Source organism: Pseudohalocynthiibacter sp. F2068, from assembly GCF_023015645.1.
GTDB lineage: Bacteria > Pseudomonadota > Alphaproteobacteria > Rhodobacterales > Rhodobacteraceae > Pseudohalocynthiibacter > Pseudohalocynthiibacter aestuariivivens.
Window position 1 is genome coordinate 24,803 of sequence record NZ_JALKAK010000020.1, and the last position, 22,109, is coordinate 46,911.

A 22,109-nucleotide genomic window follows, 5' to 3' on the forward strand; every position below is an offset into this window, starting at 1 on the left:
GTCGAATTACGTTTACATTATGCAAAACGCCAGCGCACCGAGGCGATGCGCTGGCGTTAGGTTTTACAAGACATCAACAGTTGTCCGCTACTGCATCAGGCCCAGTTCTCTATAGGCGCGTTCAGCCCCTGGGTGCAGAGGTGCGGACAAGCCATCACTAATCATCTGTGCAGCATCAAGGTTTGCGAAAGCAGGATGAAGACCGCGAAAATCGTCCAGATTCGAAAGAACCGCCATTGCTACAACGTATGCAACATCGTCAGAAACATTGGCAGAGGTCACGAACGTCGCACCAACGCCGAATGTTGTGGTGTCGTCATCTGTGCCAGCATACATGCCGCCTGGAATAGTCGCCGTACGGTAATATGGGTTGTCAGCGATCAGCGCATCAATTGGCGCTCCCGATACAGACAACAAATTTACATCGCAAGTTGTCGTTGCTTCCTTGATCGCGGCAGCTGGGTGACCGATGGTGTAGATCATCGCGTCGATGTTACCGTCGCAGATCTCTTTGGCCATCTCTGATCCTTTGTATTCCGTTGCAAGCGCGAAATCATCCATGCCGATACCGAACGCCGCCATGACAGCTTCCATTGTTGCACGTTGTCCGGAACCTGGGTTGCCGACATTCACGCGCTTACCAGCGAGTTCCTCAAAAGAAGTAATACCGCTATCAGCTCGTACGATCAAAGTGAACGGCTCTGGGTGAACAGAAAACATTGCCCGGATTTCAGGAAAGGGATTGTCCTCGAACTTGGATGTGCCGTTATATGCGTGATATTGCCAGTCTGACTGAGCAACGCCGAACTCAAGCTCGCCTGCTTTGATGGTGTTGATATTGTAAACCGAACCACCTGTGGATTCCACTGCACAGCGGATTCCGTGCTCTTTGCGGTCGCGGTTCACCAGACGGCAAATTGCTCCACCAGTTGGGTAGTAAACGCCAGTAACGCCACCTGTTCCGATTGAGATGAATTGCTGGTCTTGTGCAGACACGGCACCACCAAATGCAATCGAAGCTGCGGCCACAAGACCGCAAAATAATTTGCTGTGTATCATGAAATTCTCCCTGAGTGAGACGTTGAAACGCACGTCTTTTACACGGGGAGGGTCCTAAATGTGTTCGAGGATGTCACGAAAAAACTAATGTTTTTTTTGTGCGAACCAATAGGCGTTATTCTCTAATCGAAGTTTTTCATAAGATTTGATCCTGTCGTTGGCCCCAAGACCACCGCGATGCATCAGCAGGGCTAACAGTATCTCTACCACTGCGATCATACCCGAAAAACATCCGAAGTTATGCGTGCTCAGCATTGATGCGATCAATGTGTGGTCAGGATTCAGCTGAGGCGAAACAAACTCAGAATCTGTGATTAACAGGAGTTTTACGCCTTTTTTCTTGGCGAAAGCACAGGCCTCGATCGTTTCCCTGGAATAGGGAGTTACCGTGATTGCAATTAAAACATCCCCTGACTTGGCTTCATTCAAATCGTCGATAGCGCTGTTGCGATGTTGTGGAATGAGTTGCAGAGATGGCAGCGCCATCCGACCAACATAGTGTAAGTAATAGGCGACCGCATAACTTGACCTAACGGCAGTTAAATACACCGTTTTTGCAGAGAAAAGTGTATCTGCAATCAATTCTAGCTCATCTAATTGCTGACGTTCCAATGAATGTGTGACAATTGAAAGCGCATTTTTTGCGGCGTCTGCAAAGACTGGTCCCAATTCCGACTGCACACGAATATCGGTGAGCCAATCAGGGTTATTTCGCAGAGTTGCGCCAGCCACAAGCGCGTGACGAAACGGTTGACGAAATGTATCATAGCTTCGAAACCCGAGTGTTTTAGCCATATTTACAAGGGTGTATGTGCTGACGCGTGCTTTGCGCGCGGTGTCGCGAATTGGATCCAAACCGAAATCCGAGGGATGATCCAGGACATATTTTGCCGCAATTTTCATCTGAGGTGAAAACTGCATAATCCCCTCTTTCAATGCTGCAATAGTCTTGATTCTTAACGTCGGATCCATGCGATTCGTCTTGCTGCTTAGAATATAACATATGTTATATTAGTTAGGGATTGATCAGCAACGTAATTCCTAATTCCAGTGATGTCGCTGGATGTTACTGCTTTCCAACTCAGGAATAACAAAACGCGCGTCCATCGTGCCAGTTCCTAACCACATGTAAAGACGTCCCAAAGCAGCCTTTTACACCCCTCTTAGGGCCGCTGCAGCGCGGTCACGTCATCTCGGTAAATCTGGTAAAACCTCGTTCATACGGCGTGATAGGAAAGCTGTTGCATGTAGGTGTTCATTTGAGTTGCGCGTCGCGCACAAGCGAGGTGGGGCGATAAAACCCGTGCACCATCTTGGAAAATGGCATTAGCAGGAAGAAGGCCAGAATAGCACCAAGATGCAGCGTCAGGAGTGCGGGCATCAAAACTGAGCCTCCAACAGCGTAGAGCATTAGCCCGGTCACCGCGACGGCCAGCAGCAACAGGATGAAGACCATTTCACCCCCCCAGACCCGAACATCGCCAAGGGTCTTGTCTCCTTTGGGTTTGAGCCAAGCAAGCTTAGCTGCTCCAAAAGTCAACAGAACTCCACCCGAGACTCCAAGAAGTTTGGGCAGCGTCAACAGGCCATAAGGCGCGGGCATGTCAAAGGCATAGTGCAGGATCGTGCCTGAAGCAGTGGCTGCAAAGCACAGCAGAAACCCCCACATGGTCAACTGGTGACTGATACGGCGCAGTTGCGTAAAGCGGTCTTCGGCCTCGAAATTGCAGCCCTTGTCTAGCCCCCAATTTCAGTACCAGTAATTTTCGTTTTCTCTAATAAGGTTTCAAGCACTGGCGGGCGCAGGTTTTGATGTTTGCGGGATAAGCATGCGCTCCAGTTCGCCTGCAGCCAGCCTGTCGCCAAACAAGAAATACTGAATGAGTGCGCGCGGACGAGTCACACCAATTCTCAGCAGGATCAGGGCCAGATGAAAAATTGCACGCAGCCATTCAGGTCTGCCAATCGTTGATAGTTGAGCTACTTCTTTCCATCGACCGGCCGAAAAGTACTGAACTTCCAACTCTGGCCCAAAAGGCATGTCAACTGTAAAGCCTGCCGCCTGAAAATTGTGATGTTCTGGTATATCTTTTAGATCTCCACGATGTAGATCAGGTGTCACGATTCTCTGCAGCCCGGCACACCTGAAACGCAAAGTTTTCGTGTTTGCCCAACCCTCGATCTGGATGCGGCTATTGCAGACCTTAACCACTTCCAAGAAACCTTTGGCGCTAACCAAATCACTCTTAAAAGGGATCATTTCTTTCCGTTTGTGAAGTTGGTTTACCAGAGCAGCAAAAATTGTCTTTCGCGCGGCATGAATGGATTTTTTCAGCTTTGTTGCTACCATTTAACTTTCCTATCGGAAGGTAGTTTCTTTAGTGCGGATTTTGATGTTTAGCCTTTACTGATTTTCTTCAGTAAATTCGATATTTTGGCACGAAATGTTAGGATGTCGGCCAACTGCATCCAGGGCATAGGTAGTTGAAATGAAATAACAACCTTCGATAGAAAAAAGAAACATGAAAACCCCCAGGTAGATTTTCGGAGTTGGTATCCGATTGGGTTGAGCGTGTCACCCTTATAAATACAATTTTAAAGAAACTATAAACCAGTAATTCTATCTAAAATAGAATTTAGTATTTGTCTTGGTGCGCTGTCTGAAGGAAATACAATTTAACATGATCGCCTGGTTAAAGGGTTCACATAATTTCGATAATCGCCGGCTTTGAATGGGCGTTACGAAGCACAAGTAAGAAAAGATTACGAGAATTGGCATCGCCAAAAAGTGCCGCATGATTTTGAATCGATACCAGTGCTATAGTGCATTTATCAACCTCGCGCGTGACAAGGACAGTCCTGGTGACCCTCGGCAAAATCATCGTCTAAAGCTCGCGTAAGATCATCCTGATAGTACTAAGTTTTTTTACTTTCCAGAGCGTAGTATTGCAGAACCTCGATCAAATCCCAGGCTTCACGAGTGGTGATCAGAAACAGCGTGCATCAATTCCCCAACCAGTTCACGGCTTACCGAATGTGAAATGTCGCCCACAGAAAGCATTCCAACAACTTGTTTTTTTTCATCCAAAACAGGTAGGCGGCGGATCTTTTTCTGGTCCATCAGATGAATTGCATCTTCTACAGTCTGGTGCGTTTCGCAGTAGATGACATTCTGGCTCATCACCTCTTTGGCACTTGTCTTCTCCGGGTCACGACCCTCAGCAGTTACGCGAAGAACCAAGTCCCGGTCAGTGATTATTCCAACCAACTTATCATTTTCCTGCACCGGAACTGCACCTATGTCGTTCTTCTTTAGTAATTTAGCGATATCGGCTACTGAAGTTTCGGTGCTGACCCAATCAGCATTTCTGTGCATAGCTTTTGAGATTTCCACGACAATTCTCCATCGAAAAACTGCTGCATTATGAACGACAGCAGGGGTTTTGTTATTGACGATGGTCAATTCGTCACTGCGTTCTTTGCCAAATTGATACCTGATTGCAGTGCCAATAGGCATTGGATTCAAAATCTTAGAAATAACGATTTGGCCCGAAATTGACTGATATCATTCACGAAGCTTTCCGATCACGTACACTTCTGCTGACTTGGTAAATTCGAGCCTTCAGCAATGGATAAAAACAAAATCATAAAATCGGAAAATATTCGCCGCTCAGCAAACTTGCCTGACTATGAAACCGCGCTCGCGACATTTTCCTGGTCGGCAGCACACGACGTGTTGGATTTTATGCCGGGTGGCGCGCTGAATATAGCGCATGAAGCGATCGACAAACATCTCATATTGGGCCAAGGCGAGAAAATTGCTTTAAGGTGGATCGCCAAAACCGGAGAGCGGACAGAGTTTACTTATGAAGAACTCGCACACCTGACAAACAAATTTGCCAATGTGCTTCAAGCGCAAGGCATAAAGAAAGGTGATCGCGTCTATTCGCTTCTCGGGCGAAAACCAGAGCTTTTTATCGCAGCCCTAGGAACACTCAAGGCTGGTTGTGTTTTCTGCCCACTGTTTTCAGCTTTTGGGCCAGAACCTATCAAAGCACGTATGGAGATTGGTGGTGCGAACGCTTTGATAACTTCAGCCAGCCTTTACAGACGAAAGGTAAAGGGGATCAGGGCCGAATTGCCAAGCCTCCGCAATGTCTTTCTGATTGACGGGGAAGCGGAAGGCACGAACCTGCTGACCGACCTGATGGACACCGCATCTGATGAGTTTTCCACTGTGCCGATGAAGCCAGAGGATATGGCGCTTTTGCATTTTACATCGGGCACCACGGGTCGGCCGAAAGGCGTTGTGCATGTGCACGAGGCGGTCGTGGCGCACCACGTGACCGGGCGGTTCGCGCTCGATCTGAGGCCGACAGACACATATTGGTGCACGGCAGATCCCGGATGGGTGACCGGTACGTCTTACGGGATCATCGCGCCCCTCGTGATCGGGGTCACGATGATTGTTGACGAAGCCGATTTTGATCCCGCGCGTTGGTATAGCATTCTGGAAACAGAGGGGGTCAATGTCTGGTACACGGCGCCCACAGCAATCAGGATGCTGATGAAGGCTGGGCGTGATATGCCAACGGGACATGAGTTCCCGCATCTGCGGTTTATGGCAAGTGTAGGAGAGCCGCTCAACCCCGAGGCAGTCGTCTGGGGTAACGAGGTTTTTGGACAGCCCTTCCACGACAATTGGTGGCAAACAGAAACCGGCGGAATCATGATTGCCAACTACGCTTCCATGGATGTGAAGCCAGGTTCCATGGGAAAACCACTACCCGGAATTACGGCTGGAATTCTGAATGTGACACCTACGGACGTGCAGGAACTTACAGAACCGCTTGCGATCGGCGAACTCGCGTTGCGCCCAGGGTGGCCTTCGATGATGCGGGCCTATCTGCACGAGGAAGCACGCTACAACAAATGCTTCCGCGGCGGGTGGTATCTGAGCGGTGATCTCGCGATGCGTGACAGTGATGGCTACTACTGGTTCGTTGGACGTAGTGACGATGTTATTAAAAGCGCCGGGCACTTGATTGGACCATTTGAGGTCGAAAGCGCGCTTTTGGAACACCCGGCCGTCGCGGAAGTTGCGGTGATAGGTTTGCCTGATGAAACTGCGGGCGAAATCGTCAAAGCCTATGTTGCGTTAAAGCCGGGCTATCAAGCGAAGGATGGCTTGCGGCTTGATCTGCTGGGGCACGCTAGAAAAAGGCTTGGCCCCGCTGTCGCACCCAAAGAGATCGTATTTCGGAAAAACCTGCCAAAGACCCGCAGTGGCAAGATCATGCGGCGCCTTTTGAAAGCCCGCGAGCTTGGCCTGCCGGAAGGTGACATTTCAACACTTGAAAGCGATGAACAATGACTGTGACAGATGTTAAGCCACGCCTTGATCACGCACATGTTCGCGGCTTGTTAAAGGGTATGATCCGTATTCGGCGTTTTGAGGATAAGTGTGCCGAGTTGTATACGCAGCAGAAAATCCGCGGATTTCTGCACCTTTATGATGGTGAAGAGGCAATCGCCGCTGGCATCATTCCGTTACTCGAAACGAAGGATCGGGTGGTAGCAACCTACCGCGAACATGGTCATGCACTCGCACGGGGTGTTTCGATGGCAGAGATCTTGGCTGAAATGTATGGCAAGTCTGAAGGTTGTGCAGGGGGGCGAGGCGGCTCGATGCACCTGTTCAGTCGTGACACCAATTTCTGCGGAGGTAACGCGATTGTTGGCGGCGGTTTGCCGTTGGCCGTTGGTTTGGGTTTGGCCGACAAGATGCAAGAGAGCGGCGCGGTCACCGCGTGTTTCTTCGGCGAAGGTGCTGTGGCCGAAGGCGAATTTCATGAAAGCATGAACCTTGCAGCCCTTTGGAAGTTGCCGGTCTTGTTTGTTTGCGAAAACAATGGCTACGCAATGGGGACAGCGCTGGGAAGATCTGAAGCAACAACTGATATCAGCGCTAAGGCAAGAAGCTACGATGTCACAGTAGAAGCTGTTGACGGCATGGATGTCGTCGCTGTTGAGGTGGCTGCCCGCCGCGCACTCAAATCAATCTTGGAAACTGGGGAACCTTATTTTCTCGAATGTCGCACCTATCGATTCCGGGCGCATTCAATGTTTGATGCGCAGCTTTACAGACCGAAGGAGGAAGTCGCTGAATGGCGCGCAAAGGGACCTATTGTTCGATTCCAGGGATGGTTAGAACAAAACGGGCTTATCAAAGCTGAAGAGGTCAAAACAATAGAGGCGGAGATTGATGCCGAGATAGAAGAGGCGGTAAATTTTGCCGAAGCGGGCACCGATGAACCGCTCTCGTCTTTGACAAAATATGTCATGGCTGAAGAACGGCCCGCACCACCCGTCGGCGTCGTGCCTGACGAGACCGCGGAAACGACCTATCGGGACGCTGTAAAGGCCGGAATTGTGGATGCAATGACCCGCGATGATCGTGTGTTTTTGATGGGTGAAGACGTCGGTGAATACGGTGGATGCTACGCGGTTAGCAAAGGTTTGCTGGATCAATTCGGGCCAGAAAGGATTCGTGATACACCCTTGTCGGAATCGGGTTTTACGGGTGCAGGGATAGGCGCTGCGATTGCCGGAATGCGACCGATTGTCGAATTGATGACCGTCAACTTCTCGCTATTGGCGCTTGACCAAATCCTCAACACCGCCGCGACACTGCGCCATATGTCAAACAACCAGTTTGGTGTTCCGGTCGTGATCCGCATGGCGACCGGTGCGGGCAAGCAATTGGCGGCACAGCATTCGCACAGTCTTGAGGGTTGGTACGCCCATATTCCTGGCCTGCGTGTTCTGGCTCCGGCAACGTTGGAAGATGCACGCGGAATGCTTTGGACAGCCCTGGAAGACCCTGACCCTGTTCTGATCTTTGAAAATGTCATGCTCTACAACCGAACGGGTCAGCTCGCGGCAAATGCCGGCCCGGTAGACATTGACCGGGCAATGGTCAGGCGTGAGGGAACGGACATCACTCTGATCACCTATGGTGGATCGCTTTTTAAAACGCTTGATGCAGCCGAAGAACTCGCAAAAGGCGGCATCGCTGCCGAGGTTGTTGACCTTCGCAGTCTTCGTCCGCTGGATATGAAAACAATTTTTGCTTCGGTTGCCAAAACTCACCGGGCATTGGTGGTTGACGAAGGCTGGAAAACCGGCAGCCTTGCCGCCGAAATCGGGATGCGATTGGCCGAAGAAGCATTCTTTGATCTTGATGCGCCCCTCGCGCGGGTCTGCAGCGAAGAAGTTCCGATCCCTTATGCAGAACATCTGGAAAGGGCCGCGATCCCGCAATCCGAAAAAATTGTTACGGCTGTTAAAGCACTAATCCGGATAACCCCATGAGCGATTTCCTCATGCCCTCTCTCGGCGCCGATATGGAGGCCGGCACGCTGGTGGAATGGCTTAAGGAACCGGGTGAAACGGTCAAACGCGGCGATATCGTTGCTGTGGTGGAAACCCAAAAAGGCGCGATAGAAATTGAAATTTTTGAGAATGGAGTGCTTGAGTCTTATCTGGTTGAGATTGGCAATAAAGTGCCCGTGGGAACGCCGCTTGCAATAATCCGAGGCAAAGACGCAACGATTGAAGAAGCGAAGCCAGAACGAAAAGCTGAGGCGGCTAAAACCGCTGAAGCAGCCGCACCACAGCCGCCGGAATGCGTTGAAAAAGCTCCAGACGCGCCAGCCAAGTCTTCTAAAACTCCTCGTATAGAAGGCGAAAGGCTACGTATTACGCCCGCAGCGCGACGTCTGGCGGCACAGTCCGGTATCTCTCTGGAGATGCTCTCGAACGCGTCGAATGATATTATCTCGCTCTCCGATGTCGAGGAACGGATTGGTGGCACAGTGGCTTCTGAAAAATTCTCGATGCGCGATGCGATTGCGGCAGCAATGTCCCGATCAAAGCGTGAAATCCCACATTACTATCTCTCACATACGACCGATATATCGGTCGCAGTAAATTTCGTTGCAGAAACAAACAAGAACCGGGCGCCTGAAGAGCGTTTACTGCTGGGTGCCTTATATCTGAAGGCGGTTGCAAAGGCCCTGTCGAAGTACCCGGAATTCAACGGCCATTTCACTGATAATGTGTATCATGAAAGCTCTGCGGTTCATGCTGGCATGGCGATCAATATTCGTGGTGGTGGCCTTGTTGCACCGGCAATCCATGACACAGAAAGCCGTGATCTGAATGAACTGATGACCGCGATGCGTGACTTGATCATCCGTGTACGCGCTGGGCGATTTCGCGCGCGAGAGCTTTCGGATGCGACGATTACGATAACCAGCCTGGGCGACCGAGGCGTCGACCAACTGTTTGGTATCATATACCCGCCCCAAGTCGCGATAATTGGAATTGGGACGCCCGCTCGCCGACCATGGGTGCACGACGGGATATTGGTACCGCGCGAGGTTGCAACACTCACACTTGCTGCCGACCACCGGGTCAGCGACGGACACCGAGGTGCTCTGTTCCTCAGGGCTATTGATAAACAACTTCAATCTCCGGAGGCGCTATGAAACCCGCAGAAATTCAAATTGCTTTGAAAGAAGAACTGCACCGTATCGCGCCAGACATTGAGGTGACAGAGATCGACCCTGCTGCTGATTTGCGAGAGGAATTTGATATTGATTCAATCGATTTCCTGACACTCGTTACCGCACTTGGAAAACGTTTTGATCTTGCAATGCCGGAAGCAGATTATGCGCATATGGGTACATTCAATGATTTACTGACCTATCTTGTCGGCAGTCTGCACAAGTGAATCCGGCGCACAAAACATCTACGAGAAAACAAAAAAACCGCCATTTGTGTCTTCTGTCCCGGCCCACAGGTTCAGTTTGCGACTGTATTACACTTTAGAACACCTCCTGCACTGTATAGAATTTGAATGGCTCAAATCGCTGGTTCAATACTGGGGGTGCAGCAAGTTTTTCGAGGACAATTGATCTAAATCAGCACCGCCTTCGTTGAGTTGGCGCATTTTGTAGCTGCGAGACAACGTTAGGAGAAAGACTATGAAACCGACTGTGACGTGGGTCATTCTTGCAAATGCGGGCGTTGCACGAGTGGTTGTGAACGAAGGGCCGGGCAAGGGGTTTGCAGCACTCGAAGGCATGACTTTTGAAAGCGAACCTCCCGCCGAGTACTCTGATGAACCCGGCATGGGACACAGCCGTTTTGGGCACGGAAAGTCAGCTGTTGCTCAGCCAGACCCGAAACGACAGGCGGAAGCCAGTTTTGCTGCGACGCTCATCGGGCGACTGGAAGATGGCTTGCGCAAGTCCGCGTTTGATCGGCTGATACTCGTTGCTGCACCGCATATGCTCGGAACGTTGCGTGCAGCCATCAAAGGTTCTCTAAAAGACAAAGTGTTTGCTGAAGTCGCCAAAGACTTGACGCATATCCCGATTGAGGACCTCTCGGATCATCTTGAAGACGTTATTGCTGCCTGAACATCAAACAGGAGAACCATAAGAGGGTGGTGAAATGGAAAGGCAATTTGCGAACATGTTAGAATTTGGACAAGATCAAACGGTGGCGTTTGTCGTTGCGCCATCTCGAATAGCTGATGCACACCACATCCTTTTAGAAGCCCAGGAAACGCCGGAGCCTCCTACACCTGAGGCCCCCCAACCGGTAGACCCTGTTCCCGAACCTCAACCTAATGAAGATCCTTCACCTACGGAGCCTTACCCGCAGCCACCAACGCCGGAGATCCCGCAACCAGTGGATCCTCCGCCTGAATTTCGAGAGGTTTGATAAAAGTCAGACCTTGATCGGACGCAGCCAGTAACTTTGTATGCGATTAATTTTTGGCAGGGCGCTGTTCTGAACGCCAATAATTCGCCCGCCGTATCGGAGTAAGCAGAAATAAGTTTCGCAGCTTCATCTGGCCGAGTTAGGAGTAAATCACCTTGAACAATGTAAAAATTGAAAAACGTAATGTTATCCTTGGGAGTAAATCACAGGAAGGCATTCTTAGATTGCCCGATGACGCACTCGGTCTTGTTGTTTTTGCACATGGTGCTGGCAGCAGCCGCCTGAGTCCGCGCAACAATTATGTTGCGGATCGTTTGGCCGAACGCAACATTGCGACTTTGCTTTTCGATTTACTGACTGAAGCGGAGGCGGCTGATCGAGAGAAGGTATTCGATATCCCGCTGCTCAGCGGACGCTTGTTAGAAGCAATTGAATGGGTCCGCGATCAACCCGAGCTTTCACAGTTAAAGATGGGTTTGTTTGGCGCGAGCACTGGTGCTGCAGCCGCGCTTGTCGCGGCGTCTTGGCAAAAGGAGTTGATTGTCACTGTTGTCTCGCGCGGAGGTCGTCCTGATCTTGCTGGTGCGGAGCTTTCTAAAGTCACGGCACCCACATTTCTTATAGTCGGGGGGGCGGACTATCAGGTGATAAAGCTGAATGAAGATGCTGCGCATCAGTTTACTTGTGACCACAAGATGACCCTCGTCCCGCACGCGACTCATTTATTCGAAGAACCGGGAACTCTGGACTCAGTGGTAGATTTGGCTGCCGATTGGTTTGTAAGAAGTTTTGCAAAATCTACGGCAGAATAGTGATTGTTCGTCGTCTGGCAGAATGCATGGATTCATGTGCCAAAGTTCGGGACTAGTACCGCTGCTCCCTGTAATCGACCGTGCTTCAGATCATCGAGTGCACGATTTGCGTCTTCCAGCGGATACGCTTGTGTCACTGTTTGCACACATGCCTTTTCAGCCAGGGGAAAGAACTCTTCACCGTCCTGCCGCGTTAGATTCGCAACAGACATTATATGCCTCTCGTTCCACAAGTCCGTATAGGGAAACGCAGGAATATCGCTCATGTGAATGCCACCACAGACGACGCGCCCGCCCTTGCACAGCGCTTTAAGCGCTTTGGGCACAAGCGCCCCGACCGGGGCGAAGATCAGTGCAGCATCGAGCAATGTGGGCGGTGCTTCGTCTGAGCCTCCAGCCCAGACAGCGCCGATCTGTCTAGCAAAATCCTGCGCAGCAATGTCACCTGGCCGTGTCAGCGCATAGATTTCACGCCCCTGCCAAACAGCTACCTGCGCTATTATGTGCGCTGCTGCCCCAAAGCCATAAATCCCGAGCCGCTTCGCATCGCCTGCCAGCCTGAGGCTGCGATATCCAATCAAGCCCGCACAAAGCAATGGTGCCAGCGCTACAGGGTCCGCATTTTCCGGCAGCGGGAAAACAAACCGCGCATCTGCTATGCATTCTTCGGCGAACCCTCCGTTTAATGTGTACCCCGTAAAACCCGGGTTATCGCAGAGGTTTTCCTTATCGCTAATGCAATAGTTGCAGGTTCCGCACGTGTGGCCAAGCCAGGGAACACCGACGCGCTGGCCAACGCGAACACCGGATGCTTCTTTGCCTATCGCAACAACCCGTCCGACAATTTCATGGCCGGGGATCAGGGGCAGGGTGGGCTTGGTCAATTCACCATCAACAATATGAAGATCGGTTCTGCAAACGCCGCAGGCTTCAACCTTGATTTGAACCTGATTGGGTCTGAGGGATGGACGTGCGACGTGTTCAAGCCGGAGCTTTGAATTTGCAGCGTGTAAAACCATTGCGCGCATAAGTGTTCCCCTAAATCTACCCGGAAACAGATTACATGCTACGCCCTTGCACAAAATTGACGGGGATCAAAATAAACCTAAACCGTTCTTTCTTTCCAAAAGATCGCGTCGGTCGCGCTGGGTACTAATTTGATGTCTGATGTTTTTGATGTAAGTAAGTATATTTCCTGGGCTCTGAAGCGTTAGCGATAGTCGTCCATCTGCAGGCTAAGATCGGCAGTGCGAGGTAAGATTTCGGCTTGGAATTCTGAGATCAGGAATTAATCGTACCCTTTGGGTTTGGCGCCGGTTTGAAATCGCGCCATCCCGGCAGAGAAGTATCCAGAAACTCTTTCAATTCATCCAGACCTGCGGCGTGTAATGCACGGTCAAGCAACCGTAAAACCCGCGGAATATGTCTAAGGTAAGTATCTTTCCCGTCGCGTCGACTAAGCCTCAAAAATATTCCGGCGACTTTTGCGTGCCTCTGTGCTGCCAAAATGTAAAAGTCTTGCAGGAACGATTTCTGATCCAGTTCGGGTCGAAGATTGAAGTAGCGTTGAAGCAGATGGCTTTCCAGCCCGTCTGACAAGTCGCGCCGGGCATCCTGCGCCAGTGACATGACATCATAAGCAAATGACCCGATTAATCCGTCCTGAAAATCGAGCAACCCGCAACATGCCGCACCAGAGCGGTCGTTAAGAAGTATCAGGTTGTCCACATGAAAATCACGAAGAACGAGCGTGTCTTGCCGCGCGGCCACATCGCTGAGGGCATCGCGCCATAGCGCCTCGTATTGCGCACCAAACGTAACGAGATTGGCGTCGCGCTGAGCCTCCGGCGCGAACCATTCTGACAGCAGGTTTGCTTCTTTGATCAGGGGTTCCATATCGTAGAAGGGCACTACAACACCGGTTGCTTTGGGGTGCTCGTGCAACGTCGCAAGCACATCGATCGCCAGTTCATAGAGCGCTGCTTCGTCCCAACCGTCATTTAAAAGCTTTGTGTAAGTTTGGTCGCTAAAGTCTTCGATTAACGCCAGTCCGAGCGAGGCGTCTTCAGCATAAATTTGGGGCGCGGACAGCCCAAGATTTTCAAGGTGTCGGCCAATTTGGACATAGGCCTTGAATTCAGGAGCCTCGGCGCCTGTCACCATCAAAAGCGCTGGGCCAAACGGCGTTTCCGAGTTTCGGTAATACCGGCGCGAGGATGCATCAGCCGGTAACTGACGCCAGCCCTCTGCTTTAACACCCATGTTTGCGAGGAATGCAGCGTTTTGCCCAGACAAAGTGATCATCGGATCGTGTAGACCTTCTTGAGAGTTTCGTTGCGCGTGCAAACCCACATCCAAGCCCCTGGAAATTATACTTCTGAATCTGAAGTAGTCTCAACACACTTGCCGCGACCCATTCACAAATACAGCGCCCTTTCTGAAAGACCAAGGCGCAAATGAGGCTTTGAAATGTGAAATTGAAAACCCAAAAGTATCGGTTTCAACCGACGAGTAGTGTCATTTCTAGAATAGTGATTTCAGTCAACTCTCGGGATCATGTGTACTTTGGGACAGTCATAAGAGCGTCTGCGATCAGTTCGTTATCTAAAATTTTGTTGACGAATCTCCAAAATTGACACCCTATCACTTAGAATTGGACACAATTGTCCAGAGTGTTCGACAGGGAGAAAAAAATGAAATCACATTATCGGGTTGTGGTTATCGGCGGTGGGGTGGTTGGGTCTTCCATTCTTTATCATCTGGCGAAAATGGGCTGGTCGGATGTTTGCCTGATCGAACGTTCTGTTCTGACGGCCGGGTCGTCCTGGCACGCGGCGGGTGGTATTCATGCACTGAACGCCGACCCGAATATTGCTGCGCTTCAGGCCTATACGATCGACCTGCTACCAAAAATCGAAGAAGAGAGCGGCCAGAACATCGGCCTGCACATGACAGGCGGCCTAACCATGGCAGGAACGCCTGATCGTTGGGAATGGCTGCAATCAGCTTATCGCGTGTTTCAATCCATCGGTATCGACGACTGCCGCCTTGTTACACCAAAAGAGGCGGGGGAACTGAACCCAATTATGTCGACCGAAGGCTTGCTGGGCGGTATGTGGGCCGACCGCGAAGGTTACATCGACACCACTGGTACCGTGCATGCCTATGCCGGCGCCGCCAAAAAGAACGGCGCCGAAGTGATCGAACACAACCGTGTTCTGGAACTGAACCAGACGCTGGAAGGCTGGGAAGTTGTGACTGAAAAGGGCACGATTTCTTGCGAACATGTGGTCAACGCCGGCGGCCTCTGGGCCAAACAGATTGGGCGCATGGCAGGGGTTGAATTGCCAGTCTCGCCGTTAAAGCACCATTACCTCGTATCCGACACTATACCGGCGCTCGAAGAACTGGACTTCGAAGTGCCGATGACCGTGGATCTCGAAGGTTTCACCTATATGCGTCAGGATCAAAAGGGTTTGCTGCTTGGCATATACGAAATCAACCACGAACATTGGGCGATGGACGGTGCGCCTTGGGATTACGGCATGGAGCTGTTTCAGGAAGATACGGACCGGATAGAAAAAGAATTGATCATGGGGTTTGAACGCTACCCCTGTTTGCAGGATGTCGGCGTTAAAACATGGGTCAACGGTGCCTTCACCTTCTCGCCTGACGGCAATCCATTGGTTGGTCCGGTCCCCGGCAAGCGCGGATACTGGAGCGCCTGCGCCGTGATGGCTGGTTTCCTGCAAGGTGGTGGCGTTGGCAAAAGCCTTGCGGAATGGATGATCCACGGCGAACCCGAAGCGGATGTTTATGGCATGGACGTTGCGCGCTACGGCGTGTTTGCGGAAAACAAGCAGTACATCAAGGAAACCACCGGGCAGTTTTATACCCGTCGCTTCGTGATGACCTATCCTAACGAACAACTTCCTGCGGGCCGTCCGCTGAAGATGACCCCGGCACATTCCGAGATGACAGAAGCGGGCTGCAAGTGGGGGGCAAGCTGGGATCTCGAAGTACCACTTTATTTTGCGGAAAAGGGGTTTGAAGAAACCCCCTCACTGAAACGGTCTAACGCATTCGATATTGTCGCGAAGGAATGCAAAGCAGTGCGCAATGGTGTGGGCCTATTGGACATCTCCGGATTTTCCCGGTTTGAGGTCAGCGGGCCAAACGCCGAAAGCTGGCTGAACCGGATGTTTTCAACGAAATTACCGAAACCGGGGCGCGCAAGACTTGCCGTCATGCTGGGTCATGATGGTCGGCTGAAGGGTGACCTGACCCTGTTCAACTGGGGTGGCGGAACATGGTGGATCATGGGGTCATACTACCTTCGAGCATGGCACATGCGCTGGTTCACCGACCACATGGAAGACGGTGTGACTTTACGTGATTTGGGGGAAGATACCGCCGGGTTCTCGCTGGCGGGGCCAAAATCACGCGCGGTGATTGAAAAACTGACAGAAGGCTCTATCGGCAATCTGGCGTTCATGGGGTGCGGTGCCTTTGACATCGGTTTGATCCGCGCAAAGGTGGCCCGCATGTCCGTTGCGGGCGAACTTGGCTTTGAGATCAACTGCCGGATGGGTGATCATATCGCCCTGCGTCGGGCGCTTTTGCAGGCTGGCGCTGAAGAAAGCATTCGCGAATACGGGTTTAATGCGTTGCTTAGTCTGCGCCTTGAAAAAAGCTTTGGCATCTGGTCGGCTGAATTCACGCAAGGCTACACCCCCGGCATGACAGCGATGGATCGCTGGATCGACTGGGAAAAAGAAGCGTTCATTGGACGGGACGCTGCAATAGCAGAACGCGACGGCAAAGGACCTGCCCAAGTTCAGGTCACTTTGGAAGTTGATACCGGTGATGCTGACGCGAGCGGGTATGAGCCGATATGGAACGATGGTGTCCAAGCCGGTTTTGTAACCTCGGGCGGCTATGGTCATACGGTTGGCAAATCATTGGCCATGGCGCTGGTGAACTCGGATGTCGCCGCTGAAGGTTCAGAGTTATCAGTTCACGTGGTCGGGGTTGAACGCAAGGCACGCGTCATACCTGCTTCGCCCTTTGACCCTGAAGGAAAGGCCATGCGGGGATGACTGAGAGCGCCGCCTTGCCCCCAAAAACGAGACGAAGGCGCAGCCGCCAAGATGGCGCAACACCGCGTCGCAAAGTTAACTATCGCAACCTGCGCAATCCCTTCCCGCCGATGGATATATTTTCGGCGGACCGGATCGCTGCAATGCACGAAGCAGCATTGGAGGTTTTGGAGACTCTCGGTCTCAAAGTGCTGCTGCCAGAAGCCCGGGTGATTTATCGCGGGGGTGGCGCTATTGTGGACGAGAGCACTGAAATGGTGCGCATCGGACGCGACATGGTTTTCGCCGCGCTGGAATCTGCCCCCAGATCCATTCCAATGTCCGGAGGTGCCCCGACACGTGATATAAAGCTGGAAATAGGAAATCTGGTTTTTCAGCCCGGCGCAGGTGCCCCGCATGCGACAGATCTGGAACGGGGGCGTCGCCCCGGCACAGAGCGTGACTTTCGCGAACTAACAAAGCTAACCCAGCATTTTGATGTGTTCCACATGGTTCCGCCGCTTATAGAGCCGCAAGATGTTCCGATGAACCTTCGTCACTATGCGACGATGGACGCGCAGCTAACGCTTTCAGATAAAGTGCCATTTATCTTTTCCCGCGGGACCCCGCAGGTCTTGGAATGCTTTGAAATGCTCCGCGATTTTCGCGGACTTTCTGACGACGCGTTTCACGATGGGGCCCATAGCTATACGATCATCAACACGAACTCCCCGCGCCAGATAGACGTTCCGATGGCACAAGGGATTATCGATTTTGCCCGTGGCGGGCAGGTCTCAATTATAACACCCTTTACATTGATGGGTGCCATGGCGCCGATCACTGTGGCCGGGGCAATTACGCTTAGCCATGCAGAGGCGTTGGCCGCGATTACCCTTGCGCAACTGGCAAGGCCCGGAGCCCCGGTTTGCTATGGTACCTTTACGTCAAATGTCGATATGAAATCTGGTGCACCTGCGTTTGGCACACCCGAACACTTCAAAGCCTCGTTAGCTGCGGGGCAGCTTGCGCGTATGTTGGGGCTGCCCTGGCGCTGCGCCAGCGGAAGTGCGGCAAACCTAAGCGATGTGCAGGCCGCCAATGAAACTCAGTTCGGTATCTGGGGATGTCTTTTGGCAGGTGCCACCGTCGTCATTCATTCAGCAGGTTGGCTTGAAGGAGGGCTAACCGTTTCTTACGAAAAGCTCATTACGGATGTGGAAGTTTTGCAAATGGTAGCAGAGCTTTGCGCAGACACTGGTGCAGATGCGAGCGACATTGCGCTGGAAGCACTAGCAGAGGTGCAACCCGGAGGGCATTTCTTTGGGGTTGCCCACACGCGCGCGCGATACAAGACTGAATTTTATGAACCTCTGGTCAGTGACCTTTCGAATTTTGGCACCTGGACCGAACGTGGCGCTGTTGACACAACAACAAGGGCAACGGGTATTTGGAAAAACATTCTTGAGCATGGAGCAGGCCCCGATGTTGACCTTAGCCGTGCAGAGGCGTTGCGAAACTATATCGAAAAGCGGACGAAAGAAGGCGGCGCACTGCCAGAAAGCTGAACCATGACCAATTCAAAAGTGACGACACTCTTGCATCGGGATGACCCCGGAAAAAAGCCCCTGGTCGGCAATATCAAAGTCACCCGGCAAGATTGGCTGAACGTCGCAATGGATATTCTGGTCAGTGATGGGGTTGAACAGGTTAAGGTGCTAACACTCGGCGAAAGGCTGGGTGTCTCCAGATCAAGTTTTTACTGGTATTTCAAAAGCCGGCAAGATCTGCTTGATGCGTTGCTTGACCATTGGCAACAAACCAACACTGCAGCCATGATTAATCAGGCCGAAAGCCCGGCTGAAACGATTACGGGGGCGGTCTGCAACGTCTTCAAGTGCTTTGTAAATCCAAAGCTTTTTGATCCGCAGCTTGATTTTGCTATTCGGGAATGGTCCCGCAGATCAGGAAAGGTTCGCCGTCTGCTCGACCAATCTGATCAGCGGCGGTTAGCCGTCTTGTCGGAAATGTACGCGCGCTACGGTTACGAAACGAAAGAAGCAACCACGCGTGCGCGTATCCTCTACTACATGCAAATCGGTTACTACGCCGCCGATTTACAGGAAACGATGGAAGAACGGTCCGATCGCATTGCGGAATATCTGCTTGGTTTCACCGGGCGCGTGCCGCTGCAGTCTGAAATTGAAGGCGCGGTGGCCTATGCGATGGCCGCCAGCAAGGGAGAATTGTCATGAAAGATAGCTATGATGCTCTCATCATCGGGACAGGTGTGATAGGCACTGCCATTGCGTTTGAAATGGCCAAAGCGGGTTGGAAGACCTTGTCGCTCGATTGAAATTCACAGATTGGCCATGGCTCGACCGCTGGATCCTGCGCAATCATCAGAATGCATTATTCAACCTTCGACGGAACGGCCTTCGCCTGGGAAGGCTATCATTACTGGCAGGACTGGGCCGATTATCTGGGGCTTCCGAATGACGCAGATCTGGCTAAGTTCAAAGAATGCGGCTGAACACGCCTGCTTTGCTTTGAGTAAGCGCCTTGCAGAAGATTGGACTGCTGACGATTTGGATCGAGCAACTACTCCAGAATCCTTGTCAATGGCTGCTGATGACTACAAACAAAGCTTGAGAGCCGCAAAAAAATTCGCCCGCGACTTAGTAAAAGGAGCTGTTGTTGAAGGTTACGACGCGGCTTGATCTTAACCCCAGACTCTATAGCTTGATCGGAAACGGCGCTTAGTTTCTTCAACTACTGTCGTGGTATAGTTTGCTGATTTTTGTATAATATTTTTGGCGGCGATTCACGATTGGAACACGGGCAGATGTTTAGGTTCAGTTTTTCGATTCAGTGGTAGGCTCTCAGCTACCAACCCGAATACAGCCTATGCGGGTACCCCTTAGATGGGTCCCAGTAAACTTTAGTTTTTAAATATTTATTCCCGCTGACGCGGGCGGTAAGTCAGCCTGTTATCGTTTTCATTGAGATTGTGTGTCTGCTGAGGTGGTGTGCCGGGTGCAAGGGATGGACGGCGTTAGCCGTGATCCTACATTGACTGCCCGTCACGATGATCTTTCAAAATACGGTAGACTGAAGCACGCGACACTTTGGCCAGCGTGGCGATTTCGTCGGGTTTGAAGCCTCGTTTGTAGAAATCCAATACTTCAGGAGCTTTCCGCTGTGCGGTCGGCACACGGCCTTTGTATCGCCCCTCAGCCTTCGCCTTCGCTATCCCCACTGAGCGACGCTCTGTTAATCTGTCACGCTCGAACTGAGCGATTGCACTGGTTATGTGGAACAACAGTACCTGCGAGCAAACAGGGGACAATCTGGCAGTGTCCAAAGACCGGATTGACAGGGAGAACGGACCTTGTGTGCGATAGGCTCTAACCGTCGCTGTGTGGACGAAACCGCCGTTCGTTTTCTGTGGCGAAGTGGGAAAGACGGCCCATTCCTGCCATTCATCGCGCAATTACGATGCTGCGGTGCAGCCTGCCGAACCGGCCATTCACTGCGCCAGCACAATTCTTCTTAAACCTAGGGCCCGGATCGCGGATTTTCCAGACTTTCACTTCATGCTCATTAGCGTCAGGATGTCTTGCTTTTCGGGTGTTGAAACCAAACGATTCCGGAACAAACTACCGACATTTCTAAGTCTCTATATATGTTAAAATCATTGAGCTAGTGACACAGTCGAGTGTAACAATTTGCGGCAAGTACGCACGCTCAAGGTCACCTAATTGTCATGAACCTTTTGTTCGACTTCACAGGCCGTACGATCCGGATCATCTTGCCTGTTTTCTAAGGATATTGTAGGGTTGCAGCAAATCCATTGCTACCTGTCCAATTCGCCCAAAGACTCGTGGATCGCCTCAATCTTTTCTAGATGTCGGCGTGCTTCCGCATCGAGATGTTTCATTGAGGCGAGTGCAAGCAGCCGCAAAACAGAAATTGCACCGGCATAGGAATCAAGTGATTGGGACGTTTCAACCAGGCAAGTGAGGTTCCATCTCGCCATCGCGGGAGCCTCACGGATGCTGGGATCGGATAGCAAGGCAACATCGGCATTGGTTGCACTCACAGCCTTCACGAACTTCTCAAAATCAGCAGGGCGTCTGCGCAGCCCGACAATGACAACAATGTCACCAGCAGATACGTTGGCAATCCCCTCCGCGAGAGTTTGGCCGGGGGCATTCAGCATCTCGACGCCAGTCCGGAACTGCGCCACGAGCGAACGACCATACTCAGCCGCAACAAAGCTGTTCCGGAACCCGGCAAATCGCACGCGACGTGCTTTGGCAAGATGCGCCGCTATGTCGTCTAGTACGCTGGGGTCGATAAGAGAATAGGACGATTTCAACAGCGACGTTTCCGTCGAAACTATTTCGTGCAATCCTCCCGGCTTGTCTGCGAGGTCCGGTCGTTCCGCCAGATAGAGCGGTGATCCGACGGCACGCATTGCCCGAGCATCACGTCGTGCTTCTTCATAAGTCTGATATCCAAGCCGTCTTACGAATCGGGAGATCGTGGCGTTGGAAACCTTGGCCTGTTTTGCCAATTCCGATGCTGACCAGATGGCAAGCTCGCCCGGCATGTCGAGGACTTTGTCTGCTGCCCGGCGCTCTCCGTTTGGAAGCTCGCCATACACTTTATGAATGCGTTGTGTCAGCGATGGGCTGGCGGGGGAAGATGTTGCATCAGACATTCAGACCTCGTGTGCAAATAAATTTTAGTTTTGTTTGACATGATGAAAAAACAATTTCATCATAACATCAATAGAAAGGATTCGTTCTTTCCTTGGGGGCATGCCACAAATGATCGACATTGCACAGTCAGCCAAGCTTTGGAGCATGCGCGTCAACTGGATTGTTGAGCGTGTTTGTGTGGCTTTGCTTGTGGTGCTGGTGCTTGATGTTTGGTTGGGCGTGTTGGTTCGCTATGTGATCCCGCTGCCGCTGACCTTTACCGAAGAACTGGCTCGATATCTGATGATATGGATGGCATTGCTGGCTGTCTCAAGCGGTATTGCTTATCGCGAGCACATCGGCGTTGCCTTCATCTTCGAGCGGATGCCATCTTCGATGCGAAGATGGATGGCGGTGGCATTTGATGTCATGGGATTTGCATTTTTTTTCGTTCTATTCTGGTACGGGTTGGGTTTTGTCGAACGCGGTTTCTCGCGATTGACGATGATCTACGCAATCCCAAAGGGATATGTTTTTGTTGGCGTTCCATTGGCTGCCGCCATCGCGTGTCTGCAGCTTGCGCTGATGGGCCTGCATGATTTTTTTGCCAAAACCAGCCCCGAAACTCTGGTTGCAACAACCCCTGACCTAAAGGATTGACC

The 22,109-nt window shown here is 51.6% G+C and carries 21 protein-coding genes; 12 read left to right on the top strand and 9 right to left on the bottom strand.

Annotation, left to right across the window (positions count from 1 at the left end; translation table 11 throughout):
- Window positions 1-87: 87 nt before the first annotated feature.
- The 5 genes from MWU63_RS18095 to MWU63_RS18115 all read right to left on the bottom strand — a co-directional run bounded on the left by MWU63_RS18095 (window position 88) and on the right by MWU63_RS18115 (window position 4,576).
- A complete protein-coding gene (locus MWU63_RS18095) occupies window positions 88-1,059 on the bottom strand; it encodes a TAXI family TRAP transporter solute-binding subunit (RefSeq protein ID WP_213889058.1) in 972 nt (323 codons plus the stop codon).
- A gap of 84 nt (window positions 1,060-1,143) precedes the next feature.
- Window positions 1,144-2,031, bottom strand: a complete 888-nt coding sequence (locus tag MWU63_RS18100; protein WP_213889057.1) for a MurR/RpiR family transcriptional regulator — start codon at window positions 2,029-2,031, stop codon at window positions 1,144-1,146.
- A gap of 283 nt (window positions 2,032-2,314) precedes the next feature.
- Window positions 2,315-2,728 carry a hypothetical protein gene (locus tag MWU63_RS18105; RefSeq protein ID WP_247079202.1) on the bottom strand — a complete coding sequence of 138 codons (414 nt, stop codon included), beginning with the start codon at window positions 2,726-2,728 and terminating at the stop codon, window positions 2,315-2,317.
- A 117-nt stretch (window positions 2,729-2,845) separates the two neighbouring features.
- Window positions 2,846-3,181, bottom strand: a complete 336-nt coding sequence (locus MWU63_RS18110; RefSeq protein ID WP_247079204.1) for a hypothetical protein — start codon at window positions 3,179-3,181, stop codon at window positions 2,846-2,848.
- A gap of 852 nt (window positions 3,182-4,033) precedes the next feature.
- Window positions 4,034-4,576 (bottom strand): CBS domain-containing protein, encoded by a 543-nt coding sequence (locus tag MWU63_RS18115; RefSeq protein WP_246531689.1) that lies wholly within the window; start codon window positions 4,574-4,576, stop codon window positions 4,034-4,036.
- A gap of 111 nt (window positions 4,577-4,687) precedes the next feature.
- Between MWU63_RS18115 and acsA the strand changes: the two genes are divergently transcribed.
- From acsA to MWU63_RS18145, 6 genes are all read left to right on the top strand, one after another.
- The gene (acsA, locus tag MWU63_RS18120) at window positions 4,688-6,433 is read left to right on the top strand and encodes an acetate--CoA ligase (protein WP_247079205.1); all 1,746 of its coding nucleotides are present in this window, start codon (window positions 4,688-4,690) and stop codon (window positions 6,431-6,433) included.
- Window positions 6,430-8,433: a pyruvate dehydrogenase (acetyl-transferring) E1 component subunit alpha gene (gene pdhA / locus MWU63_RS18125; protein ID WP_247079208.1), complete on the top strand. Its 2,004-nt coding sequence runs from the start codon at window positions 6,430-6,432 to the stop codon at window positions 8,431-8,433. Before acsA ends, pdhA begins: the two co-directional genes overlap by 4 nt.
- A complete protein-coding gene (locus MWU63_RS18130) occupies window positions 8,430-9,611 on the top strand; it encodes a dihydrolipoamide acetyltransferase family protein (RefSeq protein WP_213889048.1) in 1,182 nt (393 codons plus the stop codon). The genes pdhA and MWU63_RS18130 overlap by 4 nt, the downstream gene beginning before the upstream one ends.
- Window positions 9,608-9,856: an acyl carrier protein gene (locus tag MWU63_RS18135; RefSeq protein WP_213889046.1), complete on the top strand. Its 249-nt coding sequence runs from the start codon at window positions 9,608-9,610 to the stop codon at window positions 9,854-9,856. Before MWU63_RS18130 ends, MWU63_RS18135 begins: the two co-directional genes overlap by 4 nt.
- 253 nt (window positions 9,857-10,109) lie before the next feature.
- Window positions 10,110-10,547, top strand: a complete 438-nt coding sequence (locus MWU63_RS18140) for a host attachment protein (RefSeq protein WP_247079210.1) — start codon at window positions 10,110-10,112, stop codon at window positions 10,545-10,547.
- Window positions 10,548-11,009: 462 nt separating this feature from the next.
- Window positions 11,010-11,666: an alpha/beta family hydrolase gene (locus tag MWU63_RS18145; RefSeq protein ID WP_213889042.1), complete on the top strand. Its 657-nt coding sequence runs from the start codon at window positions 11,010-11,012 to the stop codon at window positions 11,664-11,666.
- Between the two features lie 32 nt (window positions 11,667-11,698).
- Here MWU63_RS18145 and MWU63_RS18150 read toward each other — a convergent pair whose 3' ends face one another.
- Window positions 11,699-12,694: a zinc-dependent alcohol dehydrogenase family protein gene (locus tag MWU63_RS18150; RefSeq protein ID WP_213889041.1), complete on the bottom strand. Its 996-nt coding sequence runs from the start codon at window positions 12,692-12,694 to the stop codon at window positions 11,699-11,701.
- A gap of 253 nt (window positions 12,695-12,947) precedes the next feature.
- Entirely contained in the window at window positions 12,948-14,018 is a 1,071-nt protein-coding gene (locus MWU63_RS18155; protein WP_247079211.1) for a phosphotransferase, read from the bottom strand.
- A 341-nt stretch (window positions 14,019-14,359) separates the two neighbouring features.
- Here MWU63_RS18155 and MWU63_RS18160 point away from each other — a divergent pair, with 341 nt between their 5' ends.
- The 5 genes from MWU63_RS18160 to MWU63_RS18175 all read left to right on the top strand — a co-directional run bounded on the left by MWU63_RS18160 (window position 14,360) and on the right by MWU63_RS18175 (window position 19,461).
- Window positions 14,360-16,765, top strand: a complete 2,406-nt coding sequence (locus MWU63_RS18160) for an FAD-dependent oxidoreductase (protein WP_213889034.1) — start codon at window positions 14,360-14,362, stop codon at window positions 16,763-16,765.
- Entirely contained in the window at window positions 16,762-18,309 is a 1,548-nt protein-coding gene (locus MWU63_RS18165) for a trimethylamine methyltransferase family protein (protein ID WP_213889029.1), read from the top strand. Before MWU63_RS18160 ends, MWU63_RS18165 begins: the two co-directional genes overlap by 4 nt.
- Window positions 18,310-18,312: 3 nt before the next feature.
- The gene (locus MWU63_RS18170; protein WP_247079213.1) at window positions 18,313-18,996 is read left to right on the top strand and encodes a TetR/AcrR family transcriptional regulator; all 684 of its coding nucleotides are present in this window, start codon (window positions 18,313-18,315) and stop codon (window positions 18,994-18,996) included.
- A gap of 152 nt (window positions 18,997-19,148) precedes the next feature.
- On the top strand, window positions 19,149-19,274 hold the full coding sequence (locus MWU63_RS20410; RefSeq protein WP_281496596.1) for a hypothetical protein: 126 nt from the start codon (window positions 19,149-19,151) through the stop codon (window positions 19,272-19,274).
- Window positions 19,237-19,461, top strand: a complete 225-nt coding sequence (locus MWU63_RS18175; RefSeq protein WP_247079215.1) for a hypothetical protein — start codon at window positions 19,237-19,239, stop codon at window positions 19,459-19,461. Before MWU63_RS20410 ends, MWU63_RS18175 begins: the two co-directional genes overlap by 38 nt.
- Before the next feature lie 347 nt (window positions 19,462-19,808).
- Here MWU63_RS18175 and MWU63_RS18180 read toward each other — a convergent pair whose 3' ends face one another.
- Entirely contained in the window at window positions 19,809-20,234 is a 426-nt protein-coding gene (locus MWU63_RS18180; protein ID WP_247079217.1) for a recombinase family protein, read from the bottom strand.
- A 363-nt stretch (window positions 20,235-20,597) separates the two neighbouring features.
- Window positions 20,598-21,467: a MurR/RpiR family transcriptional regulator gene (locus MWU63_RS18185; protein WP_247079219.1), complete on the bottom strand. Its 870-nt coding sequence runs from the start codon at window positions 21,465-21,467 to the stop codon at window positions 20,598-20,600.
- A gap of 109 nt (window positions 21,468-21,576) precedes the next feature.
- Between MWU63_RS18185 and MWU63_RS18190 the strand changes: the two genes are divergently transcribed.
- Window positions 21,577-22,107: a TRAP transporter small permease gene (locus MWU63_RS18190; protein ID WP_247079221.1), complete on the top strand. Its 531-nt coding sequence runs from the start codon at window positions 21,577-21,579 to the stop codon at window positions 22,105-22,107.
- The last annotated feature ends 2 nt before the right edge of the window (window positions 22,108-22,109 follow it).

Bases quoted from the DNA above. Each gene is read 5' to 3' on its own strand.
- MWU63_RS18185 (WP_247079219.1), bottom strand. From the start codon at position 21,467: ATGTCTGATGCAACATCTTCCCCCGCCAGCCCATCGCTGACACAACGC.
- MWU63_RS18165 (WP_213889029.1), top strand. From the start codon at position 16,762: ATGACTGAGAGCGCCGCCTTGCCCCCAAAAACGAGACGAAGGCGCAGC.
- MWU63_RS18130 (WP_213889048.1), top strand. From the start codon at position 8,430: ATGAGCGATTTCCTCATGCCCTCTCTCGGCGCCGATATGGAGGCCGGC.
- MWU63_RS18175 (WP_247079215.1), top strand. From the start codon at position 19,237: ATGACGCAGATCTGGCTAAGTTCAAAGAATGCGGCTGAACACGCCTGC.
- MWU63_RS18135 (WP_213889046.1), top strand. From the start codon at position 9,608: ATGAAACCCGCAGAAATTCAAATTGCTTTGAAAGAAGAACTGCACCGT.
- MWU63_RS18095 (WP_213889058.1), bottom strand. From the start codon at position 1,059: ATGATACACAGCAAATTATTTTGCGGTCTTGTGGCCGCAGCTTCGATT.
- MWU63_RS18160 (WP_213889034.1), top strand. From the start codon at position 14,360: ATGAAATCACATTATCGGGTTGTGGTTATCGGCGGTGGGGTGGTTGGG.
- MWU63_RS20410 (WP_281496596.1), top strand. From the start codon at position 19,149: ATGCATTATTCAACCTTCGACGGAACGGCCTTCGCCTGGGAAGGCTAT.
- MWU63_RS18100 (WP_213889057.1), bottom strand. From the start codon at position 2,031: ATGGATCCGACGTTAAGAATCAAGACTATTGCAGCATTGAAAGAGGGG.
- MWU63_RS18115 (WP_246531689.1), bottom strand. From the start codon at position 4,576: ATGCCTATTGGCACTGCAATCAGGTATCAATTTGGCAAAGAACGCAGT.
- MWU63_RS18190 (WP_247079221.1), top strand. From the start codon at position 21,577: ATGATCGACATTGCACAGTCAGCCAAGCTTTGGAGCATGCGCGTCAAC.
- MWU63_RS18170 (WP_247079213.1), top strand. From the start codon at position 18,313: ATGACCAATTCAAAAGTGACGACACTCTTGCATCGGGATGACCCCGGA.
- MWU63_RS18140 (WP_247079210.1), top strand. From the start codon at position 10,110: ATGAAACCGACTGTGACGTGGGTCATTCTTGCAAATGCGGGCGTTGCA.
- MWU63_RS18105 (WP_247079202.1), bottom strand. From the start codon at position 2,728: ATGTGGGGGTTTCTGCTGTGCTTTGCAGCCACTGCTTCAGGCACGATC.
- pdhA (WP_247079208.1), top strand. From the start codon at position 6,430: ATGACTGTGACAGATGTTAAGCCACGCCTTGATCACGCACATGTTCGC.
- acsA (WP_247079205.1), top strand. From the start codon at position 4,688: ATGGATAAAAACAAAATCATAAAATCGGAAAATATTCGCCGCTCAGCA.
- MWU63_RS18150 (WP_213889041.1), bottom strand. From the start codon at position 12,694: ATGCGCGCAATGGTTTTACACGCTGCAAATTCAAAGCTCCGGCTTGAA.